The organism is Streptomyces sp. NPDC005494, from assembly GCF_042872025.1.
Classification (GTDB): domain Bacteria; phylum Actinomycetota; class Actinomycetes; order Streptomycetales; family Streptomycetaceae; genus Streptomyces.
Genome location: NZ_JBIAJR010000003.1, coordinates 1 through 23700, shown reverse-complemented (window position 1 = coordinate 23700; position 23700 = coordinate 1). Strand labels below are relative to the sequence as shown.

Sequence of the window (23700 nt, the reverse complement as noted above, 5' to 3'; positions counted from 1 at the left end):
GGGCGGGCTCTCAGCGTGCGGCCAGCTCCTCGCGCAGCCCGGCCCAGCGGGCCCCGATCCCCACCAGCGTCACCGTGCGGCGCTCGTCGTCGGTGTCCCCGACGGCGCGGTCGATCACCACCTGCAACCGGTCGTCCGAGAGCTCCTCGACCTTGCCGTCGCCCCATTCCACGACGATCACCGAGTCAGGGAGCGAGACGTCGAGATCCAGGTCCTCCATCTCGTCGAGTCCGCCGCCCAGGCGGTACGCGTCGACGTGGACCAGGGCGGGCCCCTCGCCCAGCGACGGGTGGACCCGGGCGATCACGAAGGTCGGCGACGTCACGGCACCGCGGACCCCGAGTCCCTCACCGAGACCGCGGGTCAGCGTGGTCTTGCCCGCGCCGAGCTCGCCGGTGAGCATCACCAGGTCGCCCGGGGCCAGCACACCGGAGATCCGGCGCCCGAGCTCCTTCATCTGTTCGGGGGACTCGACGGCCACGTCCACGGTGACGATGCCCGGTGCGGCGGTGCCGGTCACCGGGCCGTTGTGCGCTGCTTCCATGCCGACCAACGTTAGAGGATCGGCGCGCCCCGGCCGGAACGGCTCCGATCCGTACGAGCAGATCAGCGAGCCTCGGCCGGAACGGCTCCGATCCGTACGAGCAGATCGGCGAGCCGGTCCGTGACCGTCTCCGGGTGCTCCAGCATCACCAGGTGACCGGCGTCCGGCACGATGACAAGCTCCGCGTCCGGGAGCACGTCCGCGATGGCCTCGCTGTGCGAGCTCGGGGTCACCAGGTCCTTGTCGCCGGCCAGGATCAGCACCGGCAGGTCCCGGAACGCGGGCAGCGCGGCGCTCTTGTCGTGCTCCGTGAACGCCGGATAGAACTCGGCGACCACGTCGATCGGGGTCGATTCGATGAGCCGCTCGGCGAACCGCGCGACCGCCGGGTCCACGTCCCGCGACCCGAACGAGTACCGCTTGATCAGCCCCGCGAACAGGTCCGCCGTCGCCCTCCGGCCCCGCTCCACGAGCTCCGTCTGCGATCCGAGCGCCTTCAGCACACCGGGCAGCACCCGGCGCACCGCGTTCACGCCCGCCACCGGCAGCCCGAAGTTCACCTCGCCGAGCTTGCCGCTCGACGTACCCACGAACGCCACCGCGGCCACCCGGTCCCGGATCAGCTCCGGGAAGAGGTCGGCGAGCGCCATCATCGTCATGCCGCCCATCGAGTGCCCGACCAGCACCAGCGGGCCCTCGGGGGCCGCCGCCGCGATGACCGCCTCCAGGTCACGGCCGAGCTGGTCGATCCCGAGCGGCACGCCCTGGGCCTGTGCCCGGCCGCGCTCGGAGCGGCCGTGGCTGCGCTGGTCCCAGTGGACCGTGCGGACCAGGCCGCGCAGCGCCGCCCGCTGGAAGTGCCAGGAGTCCTGGCCGAGGCAGTAGCCGTGGCTGAACACGACGGTGACGGGCGCGGGGTCCTTGCGGCCGAAGAGCCTGCGCCTGCGCGATCCGGAGCCCGCGGGGACGGCCACCCCCGCGCCCGCGGGACTCGTGCCGCCGTCCGGCTCGACCTCGTCGACCTCGTAGTACAGCTCGGTGCCGTCGTCGGCGATCGCCCGGCCCGGCAGTCCGCGCAGGGAGCCGTACGGCCCGGAGGCGTCCAGTGCGAGGCGGGCCTTCTTGCGCATGCCACGGCCGACCGTGAGCCGCTCCACGGCGACGCCGGCCGCGGCGCCCGCCGCGATGACCCCTATCGCCGCCCCGGCGATGCCCGCCCGGCGCCAGCCGGCCGCCGCGACGGCCGCCGTCGCCACCACGTCCTCCGCGCTGGTCTCGCTCACCGTGCCGTGCTCCTTCGTCGTCGTAGGTTGTCGCCGTCGCCCCCGCCGGGCCCCGGTCCGGCGGGGCCCGGTCCGGTCGTCAGCCGCGCCCGGGTTCCGCGTCGGTGTAGACGCGCGGGACGCGTCCGCCGATGCGTGTGACGATCTCGTACGCGATGGTGTCCGCCGCCACCGCCCAGTCCTCCGCGCTCGGTTCGCCCCGGTCGCCCGGACCGAACAGCACCGCCTCGGCGCCCGCCGCGAGGGAGGCGCCGTCGAGGTCGACCACGAACTGGTCCATCGCGACGCGCCCCGCGATCGTGCGGACGGCGCCGCCGACCAGCACGGGACCTCGGCCCGAGGCGTGGCGCGGGATGCCGTCCGCGTAGCCCACCGGCACCAGGGCGAGGGTCGTCTCGGCGGTGGTCGTGTAGTGGTGCCCGTAGCTGATGCCGTGGCCCTGGGGCACCTGCTTGACGAGCGCGACGGAGGCCGCGAGCGTCATGACGGGACGCAGCCCGAAGTCGGCCGGGGTGCCCAGCTCCGGGCTGGGCGAGATGCCGTACATGGCGATCCCGGTGCGTACGAGGTCGAAGTGCGACTCGGGCACGGTGAGCGTCGCCGGGGAGTTGGCGATGTGCCGCACCTCGGGCCGGACGCCCTCCTTCTCGGCGTACGCCACCATGTCGCGGAACACGTCCAGCTGGGCGGCGATCGACGGGTGTCCCGGCTCGTCGGCGCAGGCGAAGTGGGACCAGAGGCCGGTGATCCTCAGAGTGCCCGCCTCCTCGGCCGCCCGGGCGGCCGAGACGAGCTCCGGCCAGTCGGCCGGCTGGCAGCCGTTGCGTCCGAGTCCCGTGTCGGCCTTGAGCTGGACCCGGGCCGGGACTCCCGCACCGGTGGCCGCGGCGACGACCTCGTCCAGGGCCCACATCCCGCTCACCGAGACATCGATGTCCGCCTCGACGGCCTCGCGCCAGGGGCCGCCGGGCGTCCACAGCCAGCACATCACCCGGCCGCCGAGCCCCGCCGCCCGCAGGGCGAGCGCCTCCTGCGGGGTGGCGGTTCCCAGCCAGGTCGCGCCGGCCTCCAGTGCGGCTCTGGCGCAGGGCACCGCCCCGTGTCCGTACGCGTCGGACTTCACCACGGCCATGAGCTGTGCGCCGGACGCCCGCGCGCGCAGCGTGCGCACGTTGGCGCGCAGTGCGGCGAGGTCGATCTCGGCACGGGCTCTCAGGGTCGCTGTCTCGTTCATCGCGCCCAGTCTCTCAGAGCCGTACGCCTGTGCCCTCGACCTCCTGTGCCCGGTGAGGCGGTCACCGGTGGCCGAGGGCGTGCTCCAGGTGGTCGACGAGGACCGGGACGTGGCTGGCCGGGACGTCCTTCACCGCCGTGACGAGGGTGACCGGACCGCCCTCGCGCACCAGGGCGAGCAGCGCCTCGACGGCCTCGGTGTGCGCGGGGTCGCCCAGCTCGGTGCGGTAGCGGTCCACGAAGTCGTCGTACCGGCCGGCGGACCGGTCCTCGTGGTACCAGGTGCGGAGCTCCTTCGACGGGGTCACGTCCTTGGCCCACACGTCGACCGCCGCGTGCTCCTTGGAGACACCGCGCGGCCAGAGCCGGTCGACGAGCACCCGGGTGCCGTCGTCCTCCTCCGGCGGGTCGTACACCCTGCGCACCCGGATGTCGCTGCCGCTGCCCACACCGGTCACCTCCGTCCCGTGCTTCCAGCCTGGATCAGGCCCGCACGTCCCGCCACGCGGCCGGGATCGCGTCCGCGACGTCCTGGGCGGCGACCGGCGCGCCGTCCGAGGCCCGGCGTGCCGCGAGCCCGTGCAGATAGGCGCCCACGGACGCGGCGTCACGCGGGGCGAGACCCGCCGCCAGCAGCGATCCGGTCAGCCCTGAGAGCACGTCGCCGCTGCCCGCCGTGGCCAGCCAGGACGTGCCGGTCGGGTTGACCCTCACGGGGGCGTCCCCGTCGCCCGCGACCAGGGTGGTGGAGCCCTTGAGCAGCACCGTGGCGCGGTAGCGCGCGGCCAGCTCCCGTACGGCGGCGAGCCGCCCGGCCTCGACCTCCTCGCGTCCCACTCCGAGCAGCGCGGCGGCCTCACCGGCGTGCGGGGTGAGCACGGTGGGGGCGGTGCGCGCGCGGACGGTGGCGGCGTCCATCAGCCGCAGCCCGTCGGCGTCGACCAGCACCGGCACGTCGGCGGCCAGCACATCGGCCACCGCCGACTCGGACGCCGAGGAGTCGCCGAGTCCGGGTCCGGCTACCCAGGCCTGCACCCGGCCGGCCCGCGACGGGGGCCCCGGGTGCACCAGGGTCTCCGGGAAGCGGGCGATCACGGCGTCGGCGCCGGGCCCGGAGTAGCGCACGGCTCCCGCGCCACCGCGCAGCGCCCCCGCGACGGCCAGGACGGCGGCCCCGGGATAGCGCTCCGAGCCGGCCGCCACCCCGACGACACCGCGGCGGTACTTGTCGCTCTCCGCGCCGGGCACGGGCAGCAGGGCGGCCACGTCGGCGTACTGGAGGGCCTCCAGGTCGGGCCGGGCGGGCAGTTCGCCGGCCAGGCCGATGTCGACGAGCAGCAGCGCGCCCGCGTGCTCGGCGGCCGGGTCGACGAGCAGCCCCGGCTTGTACGCGCCGAAGGTGACCGTCGCGTCCGCGCGGACGGCCGTTCCCAGCACCTGCCCGGTGTCCGCCTCCACCCCGCTGGGCAGATCCACGGCGAGCACAGGCGCACGGCCCGCGGTGACCACGCGCACCAGCTCCGCCGCTTCCGGGCGCAGACCGCCGCGGCCCCCGATCCCCGTGATGCCGTCGACGACGAGGTCGACGGGGCCGAACGCGCCGAGGTCCGGGCCGTCCAGGAGCTGTCCACCGGCCGCGAGCAGGGCGGCCAGCCCGGCCTTGTGCGCCTTGCCCGGCGAGGTCAGCAGGGCGCGCACCCCGGCCCCGCGCCGGGCCAGCCGGGCACCGGCGTACAGCGTGTCCCCGCCGTTGTCCCCGCTGCCGGCCAGCAGCAGCACCCGCGATCCGTACACCCGTCCGTTGCGCCGGAGGAGGTCACCGCAGGCCACGGCCAGTCCGGCGGCGGCGCGCCGCATCAGCGCCCCCTCCGGCAGCCGTGCCATCAGCGCCTGTTCGGCGGCCCGTACGGTCTCGACGCTGTAGGCATGTCGCATACGCTCAACCCTCCGCGATCACGACGGCCGACGCCACCCCCGCATCGTGACTGAGCGACACGTGCCAGCTGCGTACGCCGAGCTCGGCCGCCCGTGCCGCGACGGTGCCGCGGACCTCCAGGCGCGGCCGCCCGCTGTCCTCGACGCAGACCTCGGCGTCCGTCCAGAGCAGTCCGCCCGGCGCTCCGAGCGCCTTGGCCAGCGCCTCCTTGGCGGCGAAGCGGGCCGCCAGCGAGGCGATGCCCCGCCGTTCCCCGCCGGGGAGCAGCAACTCCCGCTCCAGGAAGAGCCGCTCGGCGAGCTGGGGCGTCCGCCCCAGCGCCGCGCCGAAGCGTTCGATCTCCGCCACATCGATCCCGACCCCAATGATCACGCCATCACTCACTCATTCGACCGTCACGGACTTCGCCAGATTGCGCGGCTGGTCCACCTCGTTGCCCCGGGCGGTCGCCAGCTCGCAGGCGAACACCTGCAACGGAACCGTGGCGACCAGTGGCTGGAGAAGCGTAGGCGTAGCAGGGATCCGGATGAGGTGGTCGGCGTACGGCACGACCTCCTCGTCGCCCTCCTCCGCGATGACGACGGTGCGGGCGCCGCGGGCCCTGATCTCCTGGATGTTGGACACGATCTTGTCGTGCAGCACCGAACGGCCGCGTGGCGAGGGCACGATGACGACGACCGGCAGCCCTTCGTCGATGAGCGCGATCGGCCCGTGCTTGAGCTCTCCGGCGGCGAAGCCCTCGGCGTGCATGTAGGCGAGCTCCTTGAGCTTCAACGCGCCTTCCAGGGCGACCGGGTAGCCCACGTGCCGGCCCACGAAGAGCACGGTGCCGTGGGAGGCGAGCGAGCGGGCCAGCTCGCGTACGGGCTCCATGGTGGCCAGCACCCGGTCGACGGCGCCGGACATCTCGGAGAGCTGGCGGACGACGGTGCGGATCTCGTCGCCCCACTTGGTGCCGCGCACCTGGCCGAGGTACAGCGCGACGAGGTAGCAGGCGACCAGTTGCGTCAGGAAGGCCTTGGTGGACGCGACGGCGACCTCCGGTCCGGCGTGCGTGTAGAGGACGGCGTCGGACTCCCTCGGGATCGTCGAGCCGTTCGTGTTGCAGATGGCGAGGACCTTCGCGCCCTGCTCGCGGGCGTGCCGGACCGCCATCAGGGTGTCCATGGTCTCGCCGGACTGCGAGATGGCGACGACGAGGGTGCGCTGGTCCAGGATCGGGTCCCGGTAGCGGAACTCGCTGGCCAGCTCCGTCTCGCAGGGCAGCCTGGTCCAGTGCTCGATGGCGTACTTGGCGATCATCCCGGCGTGGAAGGCGGTCCCGCAGGCGACGACGACGACCTTGTCCACCTCCCGCAGCACGCTCGGCGCGATGCGCACCTCGTCGAGGTGGAGCGCGCCGGAGCCGTCGATCCGGCCGAGGAGGGTGTCCGCGACGGCCTTGGGCTGGTCGGCGATCTCCTTGAGCATGAAGGAGGCGTAACCGCCCTTCTCGGCGGCCGACGCGTCCCAGTCGACGTGGTACTCGCGCACGTCGGCGGGGCGGCCGTCGAACCCGGTGACCGTCACCCCGTCCCGGCGCAGCTCGACGACCTGGTCCTGGCCCAGCTCGATCGCGGACCGGGTGTGCGCGATGAACGCGGCGACGTCGGAGGCGAGGAACACCTCCCCCTCGCCGACGCCGACCACGAGCGGCGAGTTCCGCCTGGCACCGACCACGGCGTCGGGTTCGTCCGCGTGCACGGCCACCAGGGTGAAGGCACCCTCAAGCCGCCGGCACACCTGCCGCATGGCCTCCGCCAGGTCACCGCCCGACGAGTAGGCCTCGGCCAGCAGATGGGCGACCACCTCGGTGTCGGTCTCCGAGGCGAGGTCATGTCCCCGCCCGGCCAGTTCCTCGCGCAGGGCGGCGAAGTTCTCGATGATCCCGTTGTGCACGACGGCGACCCGGCCCGCGTTGTCGAGGTGCGGGTGGGCGTTGGCATCGGTGGGCCCGCCGTGCGTGGCCCAACGGGTGTGCCCGATACCGGTGTTCCCGGCCGGGAGAGGCCGGTCCTTGAGTTCCTTCTCCAGATTGACGAGCTTCCCGGCCTTCTTCGCCGCGGCCAGCCCGCCGTCCGCGAGGACGGCGACCCCCGCGGAGTCGTACCCCCTGTACTCCAGCCGCTTCAGCCCCGCGACCACGACATCCTGCGCCGACTGCGTCCCGACGTAACCCACGATTCCGCACATATCGCCACCATAAGGCCGGTTCCCCCGGCCGGGGTGTCGCCGGGGTGTCCGCTGTTGCGCCAAAGGTGTCCCGGCCGGACCGCCGGAGGCGCCGTGCGCCGGCCGGACCGCCTTCGCGGAGACCGGCGTGTTCCCGGCCGGACGGTTCTACGCTCTCGGTCCATGACGACTTCCGAGTGCTACACGTGCGCCATGGAAGCGGAGTTCGACACGCTTCCGCCGCGCGAGCGCGTCGCCCACGACCGGCTCTGGCGGGTGGCCCACGCGACCGGGACCTCCCTGCCGGGCTGGCTGGTGCTGCTGCCCCGGCGCCACCTGACCGCCGTGCACGACCTCACGGACGAGGAGGCGGCCGGCCTGGGGACCTGGCAGGTCAGGCTCTCCAGGGCGCTGCGTGCGGTGACGGGCTGCGACAAGACGTACGTCGTCCAGTTCGCCGAGGCCGAGGGCTTTGCCCATGTGCACTTCCACATCGTGCCCCGCGACGGCGATCTGCCGCCGCAGTACCGGGGACCGGGCGTCTTCGGGCTGCTGCGGCCTCCGGAGGGCCGGCGGGTGACGGCCGGGCAGGCGGACGGCGTGGCCCGCGCGCTCCAGGCGGAGCTCGGCGGCGCGTAGGGCCTTCGAACGGCCCCCGGGCGGCGCGGTGCCGCGCGAGGGCCTTTCGAAGGGCCCCGTGCGGCGCGGTGCCGACGCCCTGCCGACCGCGCGCGGGGCGCCGTCGGCAGGGGTGGTTCAGCGCACGTCGACGAAGTCACCGGCCGCGGTGGCCGTCCCCGAGGTGGACGAGCCGCCGAAGGTCCAGCGCCAGTAGCCGTCGGCGGACGCCTTGACGGTGGTCTTCAGGGCGCCCGTGCTGGACGTCGTGGCGGTCTTGACCGTGGAGTAGACGGAGCTGCCGGCCTTGCGGAACTGCAGGCTGACCGTCTTCCCCGCGTAACCGGTGTACGTGTGCTTCACCCAGTCGGCCCGCTTGAGGCTGCCGGTCACGGTGATCGTCCCGCCCTTGGTCACCGGCTCGGGCGAGGCGTTGACCGTGGCCTTCGCCCAGCGCTTGACCTTCACGCCGCCGGAGGCGGTGACGGCCTGCTCCGCCTCGAGCCCGCCGCTGGGCTTCCAGAGCTGCGTCAGGACGCCGATGTTCCAGGTGGTGGCGTCATTGTTCGAGTCGAGGTCGTAGCGCGGGTCGATGTACAGGCTGCCCTCGCAGTCCGCGATCCGGGGAGTCGTCGGGTAGCAGGTGTAGATGCCGGTGCGGAGCCCGCCGCTGTCGAGCCCCTTGGCCACGGTGGTGCCGTGGTAGAGGAACGGGCGCGCGGACCACGCGGACCAGTCGGCCGTGCTGTAGCCGACGGGAAGGGTGACCCGGAAGGTGAGGGACGGCTCCTTCACGTCCGAGGTGCCCACGATGACGGACTTCCCCCCGTTGACGACGACCTCGGAAACCGTGATTCCCGTGCCGGCGGCCTGCGCGGCGGGAGCCGTGAGGGTGGAGAGAGCGACGGCCGCCCCCGCGAATGCGGCGACGGCGCCGGTTCTGCCAGTTTTCATGCGCACCTCGATGCTGCGTACGTACGGATACGGGAGACGCCGCCCGGGACGATCATGTCCGGACGGCGGGGCGGCAGGCTACCAGCGCAAGCGCCGGGCCCCTCGACCGGGCCTTCGGCGTCGGCCACGTGACCGACCCCACCCCCCACTCCGTCCGAACTCCCGCGACAATGAGTACGTGATCACTTCGCCCGCACGGAGCCCGCGCCGCACCGAGCACGCGCCGACGCCCTACGTCGACCTGACCCGGGCCGAGTGGAGCGCTCTGCGTGACAAGACCCCGCTGCCGCTGAGTGCCGAGGAGGTCGAGAAGCTGCGAGGGCTGGGCGACGTCATCGACCTCGACGAGGTGCGGGACGTCTATCTGCCGCTGTCCCGGCTGCTCAACCTCTACGTCCAGGCCACCTCGGGCCTGCGCGGCGCCCTGAACACCTTCCTGGGCGACGCCGGCAACGGGCACGGGGAGCAGCGGGGCACCCCGTTCGTCATAGGGGTCGCGGGCAGCGTCGCCGTCGGCAAGTCCACCACCGCCCGCATCCTTCAGGCGCTGCTGGCGCGCTGGCCGGAGCACCCCCGGGTGGAGCTGGTCACGACCGACGGGTTCCTGCTGCCGATGAAGGAGCTCGAATCGCGCGGACTGATGTCGCGCAAGGGCTTTCCCGAGTCGTACGACCGGCGGGCGCTGACCCGCTTCGTCGCCGACATCAAGGCGGGCAAGGACGAGGTGACGGCGCCCGTCTACTCGCACCTGATCTACGACATCGTGCCCGGCGAGCGGCTCACCGTGCGCCGCCCGGACATCCTGATCGTCGAAGGGCTGAACGTGCTCCAGCCCGCGCTGCCCGGCAAGGACGGCCGGACCCGGGTCGGTCTCGCCGACTACTTCGACTTCAGCGTGTACGTCGACGCGCGCGCCGAGGACATCGAGAAGTGGTACCTGCACCGCTTCCGCCGGCTGCGCGAGACCGCGTTCCAGAACCCGTTCTCGTACTTCCGCAAGTACACCCAGGTCTCCGAGGAGGAGGCCCTGGACTACGCGCGCACGATGTGGCGGACCATCAACAAGCCCAATCTGCTGGAGAACGTGGCGCCGACGCGCGGCCGTGCCACCCTGGTCCTGCGCAAGGGGCCGGACCACAAGGTCCAGCGTCTGTCGCTGCGCAAGCTCTGACTCCGGAAAGGGTGCACCGTGCTGCATCTGCGCCTCATCGTGCCCGCCGACCGCACCGACGAGGTGCTCGGGCTGATCGAGCGGACCGTCGGCACCACCCATGTCGCGGTGCTCGCGGGTGCCGCGCGGAGCCCCGCCGGCGACGTGGTCATGTGCGATGTGGCACGGGAAGCGGGCGATGAACTGATCGGCGCCCTGAGGGACTTGGGCATCGACAGCGTCGGCTCGATCACCGTGGAGAACATAGACCTCACCCTCTCCGAGCACGCGGCAGAGGCGGAGAAGGCCGCGCCGGGAGAGGGCGCCGACGCGGTGCTCTGGGAAGAGCTGAGCGAGGTGACCCACGAGGAGTCGACGTTCAGCGCCACCTACGTGGCCTTCCTGGCCCTCGCGACGATGCTCGCGGCCTGCGGGGTGATGCTGGACAACGCGGTGCTGATCGTGGGCGCGATGGCGGTGGGCCCGGAGTTCGGCCCGCTGGCCGGGATCTCGACGGCGCTCGTGCAGCGGGCGCCACGGCTGGTGGCACGGTCGCTGTGGGCCCTGATCGGCGGCTTCGCCGTGGCGATGGTGCTGACAGCCGGATTCTCCTGGCTGATGGACGCGTTGGGGCTCTTCGACGCGGACATGGTCACGGCCGAAAGGCCCAACACCGGCTTCATCTGGCACCCGGACTGGATGTCCTTCGTGGTGGCGGTCCTGGCGGGCATCGCGGGGACGCTCTCGCTGACCTCGGCGAAGTCCGGGGCGCTGATCGGCGTGGCGATCTCGGTGACCACGGTGCCGGCCGCCGCCAACGCGGCGGTCGCGTTCAGCTACCAGGACCTCCAGCAGACGTGGGGGTCCTCGGCGCAGCTGCTGGCCAACCTGGGCGGCATCGTGCTGGCGGGCACCTGCACGCTGCTGGTGCAGAGGGCGCTGTGGGCTGCACAACGCCGGAAGGACCCGGCCGTCCGGCCGGGTCCTTCCGTGCGCTGAGGGGTGCGTCAGCCGAGGGCGGACTTCACGACGTCGGCCAGCTGACCGGCCACCGCGCGCGCCTGCTCGATGTCCGCGGCCTCGACCATGACCCGTACGAGCGGCTCGGTGCCCGACTTGCGCAGCAGCACGCGTCCGGTGGCTCCCAGCTCGCGCTCCGCCTCGGCCACCGCGGCGGCCAGCTCGGGCGAGGTGTCCACGCGGGACTTGTCGACGTCCGGCACGTTGACGAGGACCTGCGGGAGGCGCTGCATCACGCCGGCGAGGTCGGCGAGCGTCCGGCCGGTCGCGGCGACGCGCGCCGCGAGCATCAGCCCGGTGAGCGTGCCGTCACCCGTGGTGGCGTGGTCCAGGACGATGACGTGGCCGGACTGCTCGCCGCCCAGCGCGAAGCCCTCGGCCTTCATCGACTCCAGGACGTAGCGGTCGCCCACGGCGGTCTGGACGAGCTGGATGCCCTCCCGCTCCATCGCCGTCTTGAAGCCGAGGTTCGACATGACCGTGCCGACGACGGTGTTCTTGCGCAGCTGGCCGGCCTCGCGCATGGCGAGGGCGAGCACGGCCAGGATCTGGTCCCCGTCGACCTCCTCGCCGCTCGCGTCCACCGCCAGGCAGCGGTCCGCGTCACCGTCGTGCGCGATGCCGAGGTCGGCGCCGTGCTCCACGACGGCCGCCCGCAGCAGGTCCATGTGGGTCGAGCCACAGCCGTCGTTGATGTTGAGGCCGTCCGGCTCGGCACCGATGGTGACGACCTCCGCCCCCGCCCGGGCGAAAGCCTCGGGCGAGACACGGGCGGCGGCACCGTGGGCCTCGTCGAGGACGACCTTGAGACCGTCGAGCCGGTTCGGGAGGACGCCGATGAGGTGCGCGACGTAGCGGTCGAAGCCCTCGGCGTAGTCCGTGACCCGGCCCACTCCGGCGCCGGTGGGGCGGGCCCAGGGCTCGCCGGTGCGGTGCTGCTCGTAGACCGTCTCGATGCGGTCCTCCAGCTCGTCGGCGAGCTTGTGGCCGCCGCGGGCGAAGAACTTGATGCCGTTGTCCGGCATGGCGTTGTGGCTGGCCGAGAGCATGACACCGATGTCGGCACCGAGCGCCCCGGTGAGGTACGCCACGGCCGGGGTCGGCAGCACGCCGACGCGCAGGACGTCCACCCCGGCGCTGGCCAGACCGGCCACGACGGCGGCCTCCAGGAACTCTCCGGAGGCGCGGGGGTCGCGGCCCACCACGGCGGTCGGCCGGTGCCCCTCGAAGGTGCCCGCCTCGGCGAGTACGTGCGCCGCCGCGACCGAGAGCCCGAGCGCGAGCTCAGCTGTCAGGTCCGCGTTGGCAACACCACGCACGCCGTCCGTGCCGAAGAGTCGTCCCACTGGTGTCCTCCGAAAGTGCTCCGAAACCGCAAAACCAAAGTAATCAAAACAGGGCAAAGCAAGGCAAGGCGCAGCAAAGAGGCGCGGCGATGCCGTCAGCCCTATAAGCATGCAAACGTCTTAAGCCGTTATACGCCCGGAGGGGCTGATAAACGAACGCCCCAGCAGCACGGGGTGTGCCGCCGGGGCGAACGTGTAATGCAAACGAGCAGGCGATTTAGCGCTTGCTGTACTGCGGGGCCTTACGGGCCTTCTTGAGACCGGCCTTCTTGCGCTCGACCGCACGGTCGTCGCGGGAGAGGAAGCCGGCCTTCTTCAGCGTGGCGCGGTTGTTGTCCACGTCGGCCTCGTTCAGCGCGCGGGCCACGCCGAGGCGCAGGGCACCGGCCTGACCGGAGACGCCGCCACCCGAGATGCGGGCGATGACGTCGTAACGGCCGTCGAGCTCGAGCACCTTGAAGGGCTCGTTGACTTCCTGCTGGTGCACCTTGTTGGGGAAGTAGTCCTCAAGGGTGCGACCGTTGATCTTCCACTTGCCGGTGCCCGGAACGATCCGGACGCGGGCGATGGCGTTCTTGCGACGGCCAAGGCCGGCGGCGGGCTGCGGGTCGCCGAAGCGGCCGGCGAGCGACTCGGAGGTGTACTCACCCTCGACGGGGACCTCCGACTCGAAGGTGGTCACCTCGGCGAAGGTCTCTTCGCCCTCGGTGCCCTCGACGGGCGTCTCTGCAGTGGTCTCGGCCACGATTCTCCTCAGATCTTTCTTTGACGTCTTAGGGGGGAGGCCGGAACTACTGCGCGACCTGGGTGATCTCGAACGGGACCGGCTGCTGCGCAGCGTGCGGGTGCTGGTCGCCCGCGTAGACCTTGAGCTTCGAGATCATCTGACGACCCAGGGTGTTCTTGGGGATCATGCCCTTGATGGCCTTCTCGATGGCCTTCTCGGGGTTCTTCGCGAGGAGCTCGTCGTAACGCACCGAACGGAGACCGCCCGGGAAGCCCGAGTGGCGGTACGCCATCTTCTGGGTCTTCTTGTTGCCGGAGAGGTGGACCTTCTCGGCGTTGATGATGATGACGAAGTCGCCCATGTCCATGTGGGGGGCGTAGATCGCCTTGTGCTTGCCTCGGAGGAGGTTCGCGGCCGTGGTGGCCAGACGGCCGAGGACGATGTCCTCAGCGTCGATGATGTGCCACTGGCGAGTGACATCGCCGGGCTTGGGGCTGTACGTACGCACTTCGTAGCCTTCGCTTCTTCAGTGGATGAGGTCCAGAAAGATGGCACCCCTGAAGCGATCATGCAGCTGGGGCTCACACTGCCGGGGACACTGCCCGTATGCGAGCCACTGGTAACTGCTCCAGAGAACCTGCGTAAGGGCTTCTCGCGTGAGAACGACGAAGCCGATACGTATAACAACCCCCGACAGTACCCGCCCCGCCCGGGACGGGTCAAAACGCTCCGGCCTACCGCGCCCGCTCGACCCTGCGCTCGTCCCAGACCGGCTCCGTGGACTCCCGGACCACCCCGTCCGAGCCGAAGACCAGGTACCGGTCGAAGGACTTCGCGAACCAGCGGTCGTGGGTGACGGCCATGACCGTCCCGTCGTACACCTCCAGCCCGTCCTGGAGCGCCTCGGCCGACTCCAGGTCCAGGTTGTCCGTGGGCTCGTCCAGCAGCAGGGCTGTCGTGCCGGCCAGCTCCAGGAGCAGGATCTGGAACCGCGCCTGCTGCCCGCCGGAGAGCCTCTCGAAGGCCTGGTCGCCCTGGCGCTCCAGCTCGTAGCGCCGCAGCACCGACATCGCGCCGCCGCGGTCCTTGGAGTGCTCCTGCCACAGGATCTCCACGAGCGTCCGGCCCAGGAGTTCCGGGTGGGCGTGCGTCTGGGCGAAGTGCCCGGGGACGACCCGCGCGCCGAGCTTCCACTGACCGGTGTGCGCCACCGGCTCCCCCGCCAGCAGCCGCAGGAAGTGTGACTTTCCCGACCCGTTGGAGCCGAGCACCGCGACCCGCTCGCCGTAGTAGATCTCCAGGTCGAACGGTTTCATCAACCCGGTCAGTTCCAGGCCGGTGCAGGTCACGGCACGCACCCCGGTCCGCCCACCGCGCAGCCGCATCCTGATCTCCTGCTCGCGGGGCGGCTCGGGCGGCGGGCCCGCGTCCTCGAACTTCTTGAAGCGGGTCTGCATCGCGTGGTAGCGGTTCGCCATGTCCGGGCTGTTCGCCGCCTGCTGCCGCATCCGCAGGACCAGCGCCTTCAGCCGGGCGTGCTCCTCCTCCCACCGCCGCAGGAGCTCCTCGAAGCGCGCGAAGCGCTCCTTGCGGGCCTGGTGGTACGTCCCGAACCCCCCGCCGTGCACCCAGACGTCCGAACCGGCCGGGCTGGGCTCCACGCTCACGATCTTCTCGGCGGCCCGCGAGAGCAGCTCCCGGTCGTGGGAGACGAAGAGCACCGTCTTGCGGGTCTCCTTGAGCTTCTCCTCCAGCCACCGCTTGCCGGGGACGTCCAGGTAGTTGTCCGGCTCGTCCAGGAGCAGCACCTCGTCCGGGCCCCGGAGCAGCGCCTCCAGGACCAGCCGCTTCTGCTCGCCCCCGCTCAGGGTGCGCACCTCACGCCACTGCGCCTTCTCGTACGGGACACCGAGCGCGGCCGTGGTGCACATGTCCCACACCGTCTCGGCCTCGTAACCCCGCACCTCCGCCCAGTCGCTCAGCGCCTGCGCGTACGCCATCTGCGCCGCCTCGTCGTCGACGGTGAGGATGCGCTCCTCGGCCGCGTCGACGGCCCGGGCCGCCTCCCGGATGCGCGGCTGGGCCACGGAGACCAGCAGGTCACGCACCGTGCGCTCGTCCCGTACGGAGCCGACGAACTGGCCCATCACCCCGAGCCCGCCGCTCACCGAGACCGAGCCGCCGTGCGGCTGGAGCTCCCCGGACAGCAGCTTCAGCAGCGTGGTCTTCCCCGCTCCGTTCGCCCCGACGAGGGCGACGACCGCGCCGTCCGCCACCCGGAACGACGCGTCGTTGAGCAGCACCCGCCCGTCCGGCAGGTAGTACTCCAGGTGGCCCGCTTCAAGATGTCCCATGACAGCATTGTCACGGCCCGCGAACCCCTGGCCCAACCGGTTTCCCGAGGCTCTAGGATTCGCCGCATGAGCTTTGGGCAAGGGGGGCCCTCCTGGGGGCCGGGAGAGAGCCGGACTCCGGACTGGGCGGCGCTGGCCGAGGCGTCCGCGGCACGCAACAGGCGTAAGAAGTGGCTGCTGATCGGCACAGGCGCCCTGGCCACCGCCGCCGTCGCCGCGATCGTCGCCACAGCCGTCATCACGACCAACGGCGGCGGCACCTCGGGGTCGGACAGGAACGCCGGTGACCTGCCCTCCCCCGCCGACCTGCCCTCGGAGAGCTCCGCGCCCCAGCCGTCCTTCTCCTCGGTGGCGCCGCCGCCCCCGCCGGACCCGAAGGACTACATAGCCGACGAGAAGAAGGACAAGGCCCCGGTCACCGTCGACGCCTTCTTCCCCGGCAAGAAGCTGACCATGGGCGACCGCGTCTACCTCAAGGGCGCCACCGCACGGACGGCGAACTGCGCCACGACCACGCAGGGCGCCCTCGGATCGGTCCTCACCGGCAACGGCTGCGACCAGGTCATCCGCGCCACGTACAGCAAGGACGGCGTCGCGGTCACCGTCGGGGTCGCCGTCTTCGGCACCGAGGCCGAGGCCAGGAAGGCCGCCCAGCAGGCCTCCGGCGGCATCGCCTCCCTCAGCGGGTCCGGTGTACCCACCTACTGCCGCGGCGGATCGGTCTGCCGTCGCACCGCCAACTCCTACGGGCGCTACGCCTATTTCACGGTCGGCGGCTTCACCAGCGGGAAGAACGTCACCACGGCGGACAAGAACGTCTACGCGGTCGGCAACGACCTGACCGACTTCACGTTCCGGCAGATCCGCCACCGCGGCGAGGTACAGGCCTCGGCCGCCGCGGGCGCTCCCGCCACCTGATCCGCGGCACGTCCCTCCTCTCACGCACCAGCCCTCTCCCTCCCCTCGACCGAGGACCCGCCGCCGTGCGTCTGACCGCCCTCTTCACCATCCCGCGCGTCCTGCGCCACAGCGACGCGATAGGCGCCGACCTCCCGCCGGACGACGCCGTGGTCCTCGACGCCCCCGACTCCACGCTGCGGGCGGCACTCGCCGCCGCCGCGGCGGGTGACCACGCCCCGGCCGCCGAGCTGCTCGCGGCCACCCGCAGGCACACCCAGTGGGAGCGCCGGGACACCTGCGTCTCCCGCCTCGCACGGGCCTCGCTGCACCACCCCGGCTGGCTGGACAGCTGGCTCGAGGAGTCCCCGGAGGACCCCGACGCCGTCCTGGTCAAGGCCGACCAGTACGTCAACCAGGCCTGGCAGATCCGCACGGGAGCCCGGGCCAAGCACGTCGAGGCCGACCAGTTCCGGGCGTTCCACGCGGTGCTGCGGGACTCGGTGCCGGTGATCTCGGCCGCCGCCGAGCTCAACCCCCACGATCCGGTCCCGTGGCGCATCGCGCTGACCCAGGCGCGGGGCATCCAGGCGCCGCGCGAGGTCTTCGACACCTACCTGGCCGAGGCGAACGCCCGCGATCCGCACCACGAGGGCTGCCACGTGCAGGCGCTCCAGTACCTCTGCGCCAAGTGGTACGGCTCGCACGAGGAGATGTTCGCCTTCGCCGAGCGGGCCGCCGACCAGGCACCACCCGGCTCCCGGCTCCACGCACTGCCGCTCCAGGCCGTCGTGGAGTACCTGATCGCCGACGAGGAGACACCCGGCTCCGACCCGTACACCTCGCGCGCCGAGGCGGCGGTGACCCGCGCGCAGGCGCTGTCCGACAGCTACGCCCCGGGGGACCGGGAGGCCGCGGGCTTCCGCAACCACCTGGCCCTCGTCCTGTGGTCCATGAACCGCTACGAGGAGGCCCTCACCGCGTTCCGCGGCATCGGTGTGCACGCCACGACGTTCCCCTGGACCTACTTCGGCGAGCCGCGCGCGGAGTTCCTGGAGGCCCGCTCCGACACCCGCGTCGAGCTGGCGATGCGGATCCCGTTCTTCCGCGCCTCCCCCGCGGCTCCGGCCGCCGGCGCACCCGACTGGGAACGCGAACTGGCACCCCGGTCGGTCGCCATCGCCTCCACCGGCCCGACCGAGGTGGCCCAGGCCGCCCTGATCTGCGGGCACAGTCTGCGGACGGCCCCGGCGGGCAGCCGGCACACGTACGTCGAGATCGTCCCGGACCCCGTGCGCGGCAAGCGCGCGGCCCTGCTCCCCGAGGACCCGCTCACCTCGGCGGCCGACAACTTCACCACGGCCGAGGACTGGCCCGCCCTGATCCTGCACCGCACCCCGGAGCGCAGCAGCTTCACCCTCGTCCACCGGGGCAGGAAGGTGGCGGACCACACCTGGGAGACCGCCGCCCCCGCCACCGACCACACCGAGGCCACCGCCACGGCGACCGCGCTCGCCCGGGTGTACGGGCTCACCGACGCCCGGCCCCTGGCTCACCTCCTGCGGGCCACCGGCGACCCCGCACGCCACCAGAGCGAGCTCGTCGCCGCCCTGGGCCTCCCGCCGCTGCCCGACGGCTACGGCGGCGAGCAGGAGATCCTCGCCGCGCTCCCGGGCGCCCGGGTACTCGCCCGACGCGGATTCCTCGCGGGCATGCGGGACACGATGACCACGAAGGACGGCGTCCACCCGGAGACCCCGCCCCCGGACGAACCGCACCCGGCCCGCTGGTGGCTGCTGCGCACCGCGGCCCTGCTGCTGTTCACCGCGGCGGCGGTCTACGCCTGGTGGACACCCGACATCGGGTGGTTCCGCTCCACCGTCTCCACCGCCGTGGCCCTGTACTTCGCGGGCAAGCTGATCCGCGCCCTGCGCCGCCGCCCGGTCAGCAGCAGCCCGCCCCGGGGAGCGTCCTGACGTTCCGGGCCTCCTGGGCGCGGGAGGCCAGCAACGCGTCGGCCGGGTAGGCCACTTCCTCCAGCGTCAGCCCGTGCGGACGCACCACGTGGACGCCTGGGTCCCGCACCTTCGCCGCCAGCACCTCGGCCGGCCAGCCCGCCGGGCGGCGCCCGTCCCCCACGAACAGGGCCGCCCCGATCAGGGCCCGCACCATGTTGTGGCAGAAGGCGTCGGCCTGGACGGTCGCCGTGAGCACCTCCGACTCCGCGTCCCGCACCCAGTGCAGCTTCTGGAGCGTCCGGATGGTCGTCGCGCCCTCACGCTTCTTGCAGTACGCGGCGAAGTCGTGCTCGCCGACCATCAGCGCGGCGGCCTCGTTCATCGCGTCCAGGTCCAGCGGCCGGTCGTGCCACAGCACATGGCCCCGCAGCAGCGGGTCCACCCCGCCGGGACGGTCGCCCACCCGGTACGCGTAGCGGCGCCACAGCGCGGAGAAGCGCGCGTTGAACCCCGCCGGGGCCTCCGCCGCCCGCCAGATCCGTACGTCCAGCGGCAGACGTCCCGCCATCCGCCGCAGCAGCTTCTCCTCGTGCTCGGCCCACACCTCCACCGGCAGATCGACGTGCGCCACCTGTCCACGGGCGTGCACGCCCGCGTCGGTACGCCCGGCGACCGTCAGGTCGTACGTCACCGACGACCGCGTCACGGTGCGCAGCGCGTCCTCGATCTCGCCCTGCACGGTGCGCCTGCTGGTCTGCTTCGCCCAGCCGGAGAAGTCCTTCCCGTCGTAGGAAAGGTCCAGTCGTACCCGTACGAAGCCGGGCTCTGCCTCGTCACTCACCCGAAGATCCTCTCGAAACCGAACGGGCCCGCACCGCCCCGAAGGGTGATGCGGGCCCGTACCTGGGTCTAGAACGCTCAGGCGTCCTTGGACTCCTCAGCGGCGGCGTCGGCCGGCTTGGCGTCCTCGACGGTCTCGGCCGGAGCCTCGTCCTTCTTGAGGGCGTCTTCCTTGACGGCGCGCTTCGTCGCGGCCTCGGCCTCACCGGTGGCCTGCTGGGCCACGGTCAGCGCCTCGACCAGCTCGATGACGGCCATCGGGGCGTTGTCGCCACGACGGTTGCCGATCTTGGTGATGCGGGTGTAACCACCGGGGCGGTTCTCGTACCGCGGGGCGATCTCGGTGAAGAGCGTGTGCACGATGCTCTTGTCCGTGATCGACTGCAGCACCAGGCGACGGTTGTGGATGTCGCCCTTCTTCGCCTTGGTGATGAAACGCTCGGCGACCGGACGCAGGCGGCGGGCCTTGGCCTCGGTCGTGGTGATGCGGCCGTGCTCGAACAGCGACTTCGCGAGGTTGATGAGAAGAAGCTTCTCGTGCGCAGCGCTGCCGCCCAGACGGGCACCCTTGGCGGGCTGAGGCATGGTGTTTCTCCTTGTGTGCTGCACCGGCCGTATCAGGTACCGGTGTCAGTTCCCGCGAGGCGGACGCCCCGCGGAAGTCCTTACGTGACCGGCGGGGGCACCTGGACGTCAGGCACCCCCGGCCGGGAGGCGGCTCAGTACTGCTCGGTCTCCACGAAACCGGCGTCCGCGTCGTCGTCGGCGCCGAAGGCGTCAGCGGCGGCGGTCGGGTCGAAGCCGGGAGGCGAGTCCTTGAGCGCCAGGCCCATACCGGCCAGCTTCGCCTTGACCTCGTCGATCGACTTCGCACCGAAGTTGCGGATGTCGAGCAGGTCCGCCTCGGAGCGGGCCACGAGCTCGCCCACCGAGTGGATGCCCTCGCGCTTGAGGCAGTTGTACGAACGGACCGTGAGCTCGAGCTCCTCGATCGGCAGAGCCAGATCGGCGGCGAGCGCGGCGTCCGTCGGGGACGGGCCCATGTCGATGCCCTCGGCGTCGATGTTGAGCTCGCGCGCCAGACCGAACAGCTCGACCAGGGTCTTACCGGCCGACGCCATGGCGTCACGGGGACGCATGGCCTGCTTGGTCTCGACGTCGACGATCAGCTTGTCGAAGTCGGTGCGCTGCTCGACACGGGTCGCCTCGACCTTGTACGTGACCTTGAGCACCGGCGAGTAGATGGAGTCGACCGGGATACGGCCGATCTCCTGGCCCACCTGCTTGTTCTGGACGGCGGAGACGTAGCCGCGACCGCGCTCGACGGTCAGCTCCATCTCCAGCTTGCCCTTGCCGTTCAGCGTGGCCAGGACCAGGTCCGGGTTGTGGACCTCGACACCGGCCGGCGGGGCGATGTCAGCAGCGGTGACCAGGCCGGGACCCTGCTTGCGCAGGTACATCACGACCGGCTCGTCGTGCTCCGAGGAGACGACCAGCTGCTTGATGTTGAGGATGAGGTCGGTCACGTCCTCCTTGACGCCCGGCACGGTGGTGAACTCGTGCAGGACACCGTCGATCCGGATGCTGGTGACAGCGGCACCGGGGATCGAGGAGAGGAGCGTGCGACGCAGGGAGTTGCCGAGGGTGTAACCGAAGCCCGGCTCCAGCGGCTCGATCACGAACCGGGAGCGGAACTCGTCGACGACCTCTTCGGTCAGCGACGGACGCTGAGCGATAAGCATGGTGCGAATCCTTCAGTCGTGGGCACCCACTATTTGATGCCCGACAGATGAAACAAGGGTACGGGCGGCACGCCCCGAAAGGGGGCATGCCGCCCGGACCCACGCTACTGACGCACGGCCGTCACCGGCCGGAGCGGATCAGACGCGGCGACGCTTCGGCGGACGGCAGCCGTTGTGCGGCGTCGGGGTGACGTCCTGGATCGAACCGACCTCGAGGCCCGTGGCCTGGAGGGAGCGGATCGCGGTCTCGCGGCCGGAGCCGGGACCCTTCACGAAGACGTCGACCTTGCGCATGCCGTGCTCCTGCGCGCGGCGGGCGGCCGACTCGGCGGCCATCTGCGCGGCGAAGGGGGTGGACTTGCGCGAGCCCTTGAAGCCGACGTGGCCGGCGGAGGCCCAGGAGATCACGTTGCCCGAGGGGTCCGTGATCGAGACGATGGTGTTGTTGAACGTGCTCTTGATGTGGGCGTGCCCGTGAGCGACGTTCTTCTTTTCCTTGCGACGCACCTTCTTGGCTGCGCCCTGACGACCCTTGGGGGGCATGTCTTGACTCCAGATGGAGAGGGGAGGTGATCGGTCCTACAGCGAAGACCGCTGGTTGCTGCGAACCCCCGGGTGCCCCGGAGACGCGCAGTGCGTCCGCTGAGGACTACTTCTTGCCCGGCTTCTTCTTACCGGCGATGGCGCGACGCGGGCCCTTGCGGGTACGCGCGTTCGTGCTGGTGCGCTGACCGTGGACGGGCAGGCCACGACGGTGGCGGATGCCCTGGTAGCAGCCGATCTCGACCTTGCGGCGGATGTCGGCCTGGATCTCGCGGCGAAGGTCACCCTCGGTGCGGAGGTTGGCGTCCACGTACTCGCGGATCTTGACCAGGTCCTCTTCGGCCAGGTCACGAACGCGGGTGTTCGGGTTCACGCCGGCGGCGGCGAGGATCTCCTTGGACCGGGTACGCCCGATGCCGAAGACGTAGGTGAGGGCAACCTCCACGCGCTTTTCGCGCGGGATGTCAACACCTGAAACGCGTGCCATTCAATGGCTCCAGTTGTTATTTCGGGGGTCTTCCACAGTGCCACTCCCGAACGCCGACCTCGTCCACAGGGGAAGAGGTGGTACGCCCGGGTCCCCGGCCCCCGCCGGAGGTGTCGTCAGCCGAAGCGTGGACGGGCTCTGCGTATGTACGTTTACGTGCGTCGCGCGAAGAGCTGCGAGATGCAGGTGGTCGTGCGTCAGCCCTGGCGCTGCTTGTGGCGCAGGTTGTCGCAGATGACCATGACCCGGCCGTGACGGCGGATCACCTTGCACTTGTCGCAGATCTTCTTGACGCTCGGCTTGACCTTCATGGGATGTCAGGTTCTCCGGGTCAGTGCCCACACCACGCCGAAGCGGGATGGCGGCAAGATCTACTTGTAGCGGTAGACGATCCGGCCACGCGTCAGGTCGTACGGAGACAGCTCCACGACGACCCGGTCATCCGGGAGGATACGGATGTAGTGCATCCGCATCTTGCCGCTGATGTGCGCGAGGACCTTGTGACCGTTCTGAAGTTCCACCTTGAACATGGCGTTCGGGAGGGACTCGATCACGGTGCCCTCAATTTCGATGGCACCTTGCTTCTTGGCCACGCTTCGCCCTTCGAATCGGCTACCTTGATCGACTCACGTCACCGCATGTGGACACAGGGATGCACGAGAGCCGACGAGTCAGTCTACGTCAGCGGACTCCAAAAGACGAATCCGTCAAGTTTGCCCACTTCCCCTGATCCTTAGACACGGATCGGGCGGGCAGTCGTCGTGCCGGGCTCGGCCCAGCGGGTCGTGCCGGCTCAGCCCAGCGAGTCGTGCCGGCTCAGCCCAGCGGGTCCGGTGCCGCCTCGATCCCGTACTGGGCGAGCTTCGCCCGGCCGCAGTCGGGGGCGGTCAGGACGAGCGGGCCCTGCTCGGTCAGCGCGATGGAGTGCTCCCAGTGCGAGGACCAGGTGCCGTCGGTCGTGAGGACCGTCCACTCGTCGGCCAGCACCTTCGTCTGCGGCGTCCCGAGCGAGACCATCGGCTCGATGGCCAGGCAGACCCCGGGGACCAGCTTGATGCCCTTGCCCCGCTTGCGGGAGACGTAGTTCAGCAGGTGCGGGTCCATGTGCATCTCGGTGCCGATGCCGTGGCCGCCGTAGTCCTCGATGATCCCGTACTTGCCGGTGGCCGGGCGGGGCTGGCGGCGGATGTAGGACTCGATGGCCTTGGAGATGTCGACGAGCCGGTTGTTCACCTTCATCGCGGCGATCCCGGCCCACATGGACTCCTCGGTCACCCGGGAGAGCTCGACGACCTCCGGAGCGTGACCGGTGCCCACGAACGCGGTGTACGCCGCGTCGCCGTGCCAGCCGTCCACGATCGCGCCGGCGTCGATCGAGATGATGTCGCCGTCCTTGAGGACGGTCTTCTCGTCCGGGATGCCGTGCACGACGACGTCGTTGACCGAGGTGCAGATCGTGGCGGGGAAACCGCCGTACCCCAGGAAGTTCGACTTCGCGCCGTGATCGGCGATCACCTTGCGTGCGACCTCGTCCAGGTCCTTCGTCGTCGCCCCGGGGACGGCCGCCTCGCGCGTGGCAGCGTGAATGGCTGCGACCACGAGGCCCGCCTCACGCATCTTCGCGATCTGCTCGGGGGTCTTGATCTGCACCATCGCTCGGCGCCTTTCTGGGTACGGAGGAAAAGGTCGAAGCCGTACTCCACGATACGGCCGCAAACAGTCGGCCGCGGCGCCCGAGGGCGCCGCCGCCGGCGGGTGGGGTGTTTAGGGGGTTTGGTGAGCCCCCGGGCGGCATTTGGGCCGCCCAAGCCCCCGCCGTGACCCCGCGGTACGTGGCGAGCGCCGGGCAACTCACCA

25 protein-coding genes are annotated in these 23700 nt (G+C 71.4%); 5 read left to right on the top strand and 20 right to left on the bottom strand.

What is annotated here, in order from left to right; all coding sequences use genetic code 11:
* Positions 1-10: 10 nt before the first annotated feature.
* From tsaE to glmS, 7 genes are all read right to left on the bottom strand, one after another.
* Positions 11-544, bottom strand: a complete 534-nt coding sequence (tsaE, locus tag ACFYQ6_RS10115) for a tRNA (adenosine(37)-N6)-threonylcarbamoyltransferase complex ATPase subunit type 1 TsaE (RefSeq protein ID WP_388762299.1) — start codon at positions 542-544, stop codon at positions 11-13.
* Positions 545-606: 62 nt separating this feature from the next.
* Positions 607-1827, bottom strand: coding sequence for an alpha/beta hydrolase (locus tag ACFYQ6_RS10110; protein WP_361584431.1), 1221 nt, complete (start codon positions 1825-1827; stop codon positions 607-609).
* A gap of 79 nt (positions 1828-1906) precedes the next feature.
* Complete coding sequence (gene alr, locus ACFYQ6_RS10105; protein WP_361584434.1) at positions 1907-3061, bottom strand: alanine racemase; 1155 nt, start codon at positions 3059-3061, stop codon at positions 1907-1909.
* A 61-nt stretch (positions 3062-3122) separates the two neighbouring features.
* Positions 3123-3509 carry a DUF488 domain-containing protein gene (locus ACFYQ6_RS10100; protein ID WP_388762294.1) on the bottom strand — a complete coding sequence of 129 codons (387 nt, stop codon included), beginning with the start codon at positions 3507-3509 and terminating at the stop codon, positions 3123-3125.
* A gap of 34 nt (positions 3510-3543) precedes the next feature.
* Positions 3544-4995, bottom strand: a complete 1452-nt coding sequence (locus ACFYQ6_RS10095) for an NAD(P)H-hydrate dehydratase (protein ID WP_361584440.1) — start codon at positions 4993-4995, stop codon at positions 3544-3546.
* Between the two features lie 4 nt (positions 4996-4999).
* Complete coding sequence (locus ACFYQ6_RS10090) at positions 5000-5368, bottom strand: holo-ACP synthase (protein ID WP_145804015.1); 369 nt, start codon at positions 5366-5368, stop codon at positions 5000-5002.
* A gap of 12 nt (positions 5369-5380) precedes the next feature.
* Positions 5381-7228, bottom strand: coding sequence for a glutamine--fructose-6-phosphate transaminase (isomerizing) (gene glmS / locus ACFYQ6_RS10085; RefSeq protein ID WP_361584443.1), 1848 nt, complete (start codon positions 7226-7228; stop codon positions 5381-5383).
* Between the two features lie 162 nt (positions 7229-7390).
* On the opposite strand from glmS, the gene ACFYQ6_RS10080 reads away from it, so the two are divergent.
* On the top strand, positions 7391-7846 hold the full coding sequence (locus tag ACFYQ6_RS10080; RefSeq protein WP_361584446.1) for an HIT family protein: 456 nt from the start codon (positions 7391-7393) through the stop codon (positions 7844-7846).
* A 117-nt stretch (positions 7847-7963) separates the two neighbouring features.
* On the opposite strand, the gene ACFYQ6_RS10075 is transcribed toward ACFYQ6_RS10080, so the two are convergent.
* Positions 7964-8779 carry a hypothetical protein gene (locus ACFYQ6_RS10075; RefSeq protein WP_361584449.1) on the bottom strand — a complete coding sequence of 272 codons (816 nt, stop codon included), beginning with the start codon at positions 8777-8779 and terminating at the stop codon, positions 7964-7966.
* A 178-nt stretch (positions 8780-8957) separates the two neighbouring features.
* On the opposite strand from ACFYQ6_RS10075, the gene coaA reads away from it, so the two are divergent.
* Together coaA and ACFYQ6_RS10065 are read left to right on the top strand one after the other, a co-directional pair.
* On the top strand, positions 8958-9950 hold the full coding sequence (gene coaA / locus ACFYQ6_RS10070) for a type I pantothenate kinase (RefSeq protein ID WP_361584452.1): 993 nt from the start codon (positions 8958-8960) through the stop codon (positions 9948-9950).
* 18 nt (positions 9951-9968) lie between these two features.
* Positions 9969-10928 (top strand): DUF389 domain-containing protein, encoded by a 960-nt coding sequence (locus ACFYQ6_RS10065; RefSeq protein WP_361584455.1) that lies wholly within the window; start codon positions 9969-9971, stop codon positions 10926-10928.
* Positions 10929-10936: 8 nt separating this feature from the next.
* Here ACFYQ6_RS10065 and glmM read toward each other — a convergent pair whose 3' ends face one another.
* From glmM to ACFYQ6_RS10045, 4 genes are all read right to left on the bottom strand, one after another.
* Positions 10937-12295, bottom strand: a complete 1359-nt coding sequence (glmM, locus tag ACFYQ6_RS10060) for a phosphoglucosamine mutase (RefSeq protein WP_361584457.1) — start codon at positions 12293-12295, stop codon at positions 10937-10939.
* Positions 12296-12512: 217 nt separating this feature from the next.
* The gene (rpsI, locus tag ACFYQ6_RS10055; RefSeq protein ID WP_031096420.1) at positions 12513-13040 is read right to left on the bottom strand and encodes a 30S ribosomal protein S9; all 528 of its coding nucleotides are present in this window, start codon (positions 13038-13040) and stop codon (positions 12513-12515) included.
* A gap of 46 nt (positions 13041-13086) precedes the next feature.
* Positions 13087-13530: a 50S ribosomal protein L13 gene (gene rplM, locus ACFYQ6_RS10050; RefSeq protein ID WP_073744271.1), complete on the bottom strand. Its 444-nt coding sequence runs from the start codon at positions 13528-13530 to the stop codon at positions 13087-13089.
* 226 nt (positions 13531-13756) lie between these two features.
* Entirely contained in the window at positions 13757-15376 is a 1620-nt protein-coding gene (locus ACFYQ6_RS10045; RefSeq protein WP_356737344.1) for an ATP-binding cassette domain-containing protein, read from the bottom strand.
* A 66-nt stretch (positions 15377-15442) separates the two neighbouring features.
* Between ACFYQ6_RS10045 and ACFYQ6_RS10040 the strand changes: the two genes are divergently transcribed.
* On the top strand, positions 15443-16294 hold the full coding sequence (locus ACFYQ6_RS10040) for a hypothetical protein (protein ID WP_361584462.1): 852 nt from the start codon (positions 15443-15445) through the stop codon (positions 16292-16294).
* Between the two features lie 65 nt (positions 16295-16359).
* On the top strand, positions 16360-18249 hold the full coding sequence (locus ACFYQ6_RS10035) for a hypothetical protein (RefSeq protein ID WP_388762284.1): 1890 nt from the start codon (positions 16360-16362) through the stop codon (positions 18247-18249).
* Here ACFYQ6_RS10035 and truA read toward each other — a convergent pair.
* From truA to map, 8 genes are all read right to left on the bottom strand, one after another.
* On the bottom strand, positions 18218-19072 hold the full coding sequence (truA, locus tag ACFYQ6_RS10030; RefSeq protein ID WP_388762281.1) for a tRNA pseudouridine(38-40) synthase TruA: 855 nt from the start codon (positions 19070-19072) through the stop codon (positions 18218-18220). The two genes, ACFYQ6_RS10035 and truA, sit on opposite strands and share 32 nt — an antisense overlap.
* Before the next feature lie 77 nt (positions 19073-19149).
* A complete protein-coding gene (gene rplQ, locus ACFYQ6_RS10025; protein WP_014154578.1) occupies positions 19150-19656 on the bottom strand; it encodes a 50S ribosomal protein L17 in 507 nt (168 codons plus the stop codon).
* A 134-nt stretch (positions 19657-19790) separates the two neighbouring features.
* On the bottom strand, positions 19791-20813 hold the full coding sequence (locus tag ACFYQ6_RS10020) for a DNA-directed RNA polymerase subunit alpha (RefSeq protein WP_003966937.1): 1023 nt from the start codon (positions 20811-20813) through the stop codon (positions 19791-19793).
* Between the two features lie 138 nt (positions 20814-20951).
* The gene (gene rpsK, locus ACFYQ6_RS10015) at positions 20952-21356 is read right to left on the bottom strand and encodes a 30S ribosomal protein S11 (protein ID WP_003956432.1); all 405 of its coding nucleotides are present in this window, start codon (positions 21354-21356) and stop codon (positions 20952-20954) included.
* A gap of 106 nt (positions 21357-21462) precedes the next feature.
* Entirely contained in the window at positions 21463-21843 is a 381-nt protein-coding gene (rpsM, locus tag ACFYQ6_RS10010; RefSeq protein WP_145804037.1) for a 30S ribosomal protein S13, read from the bottom strand.
* Between the two features lie 197 nt (positions 21844-22040).
* Positions 22041-22154, bottom strand: coding sequence for a 50S ribosomal protein L36 (gene rpmJ, locus ACFYQ6_RS10005; protein ID WP_003956441.1), 114 nt, complete (start codon positions 22152-22154; stop codon positions 22041-22043).
* A 60-nt stretch (positions 22155-22214) separates the two neighbouring features.
* The gene (gene infA, locus ACFYQ6_RS10000) at positions 22215-22436 is read right to left on the bottom strand and encodes a translation initiation factor IF-1 (protein WP_003956442.1); all 222 of its coding nucleotides are present in this window, start codon (positions 22434-22436) and stop codon (positions 22215-22217) included.
* 223 nt (positions 22437-22659) lie between these two features.
* Positions 22660-23496, bottom strand: a complete 837-nt coding sequence (gene map, locus ACFYQ6_RS09995; protein ID WP_361584469.1) for a type I methionyl aminopeptidase — start codon at positions 23494-23496, stop codon at positions 22660-22662.
* Positions 23497-23700: the final 204 nt, after the last annotated feature.

Bases quoted from the DNA above. Each gene is read 5' to 3' on its own strand.
- tsaE (WP_388762299.1), bottom strand. From the start codon at position 544: ATGGAAGCAGCGCACAACGGCCCGGTGACCGGCACCGCCGCACCGGGC.
- alr (WP_361584434.1), bottom strand. From the start codon at position 3,061: ATGAACGAGACAGCGACCCTGAGAGCCCGTGCCGAGATCGACCTCGCC.
- ACFYQ6_RS10095 (WP_361584440.1), bottom strand. From the start codon at position 4,995: ATGCGACATGCCTACAGCGTCGAGACCGTACGGGCCGCCGAACAGGCG.
- glmS (WP_361584443.1), bottom strand. From the start codon at position 7,228: ATGTGCGGAATCGTGGGTTACGTCGGGACGCAGTCGGCGCAGGATGTC.
- ACFYQ6_RS10080 (WP_361584446.1), top strand. From the start codon at position 7,391: ATGACGACTTCCGAGTGCTACACGTGCGCCATGGAAGCGGAGTTCGAC.
- ACFYQ6_RS10075 (WP_361584449.1), bottom strand. From the start codon at position 8,779: ATGAAAACTGGCAGAACCGGCGCCGTCGCCGCATTCGCGGGGGCGGCC.
- ACFYQ6_RS10045 (WP_356737344.1), bottom strand. From the start codon at position 15,376: ATGGGACATCTTGAAGCGGGCCACCTGGAGTACTACCTGCCGGACGGG.
- ACFYQ6_RS10040 (WP_361584462.1), top strand. From the start codon at position 15,443: ATGAGCTTTGGGCAAGGGGGGCCCTCCTGGGGGCCGGGAGAGAGCCGG.
- rplQ (WP_014154578.1), bottom strand. From the start codon at position 19,656: ATGCCTCAGCCCGCCAAGGGTGCCCGTCTGGGCGGCAGCGCTGCGCAC.
- ACFYQ6_RS10020 (WP_003966937.1), bottom strand. From the start codon at position 20,813: ATGCTTATCGCTCAGCGTCCGTCGCTGACCGAAGAGGTCGTCGACGAG.
- rpsK (WP_003956432.1), bottom strand. From the start codon at position 21,356: ATGCCCCCCAAGGGTCGTCAGGGCGCAGCCAAGAAGGTGCGTCGCAAG.
- rpsM (WP_145804037.1), bottom strand. From the start codon at position 21,843: ATGGCACGCGTTTCAGGTGTTGACATCCCGCGCGAAAAGCGCGTGGAG.
- rpmJ (WP_003956441.1), bottom strand. From the start codon at position 22,154: ATGAAGGTCAAGCCGAGCGTCAAGAAGATCTGCGACAAGTGCAAGGTG.
- map (WP_361584469.1), bottom strand. From the start codon at position 23,496: ATGGTGCAGATCAAGACCCCCGAGCAGATCGCGAAGATGCGTGAGGCG.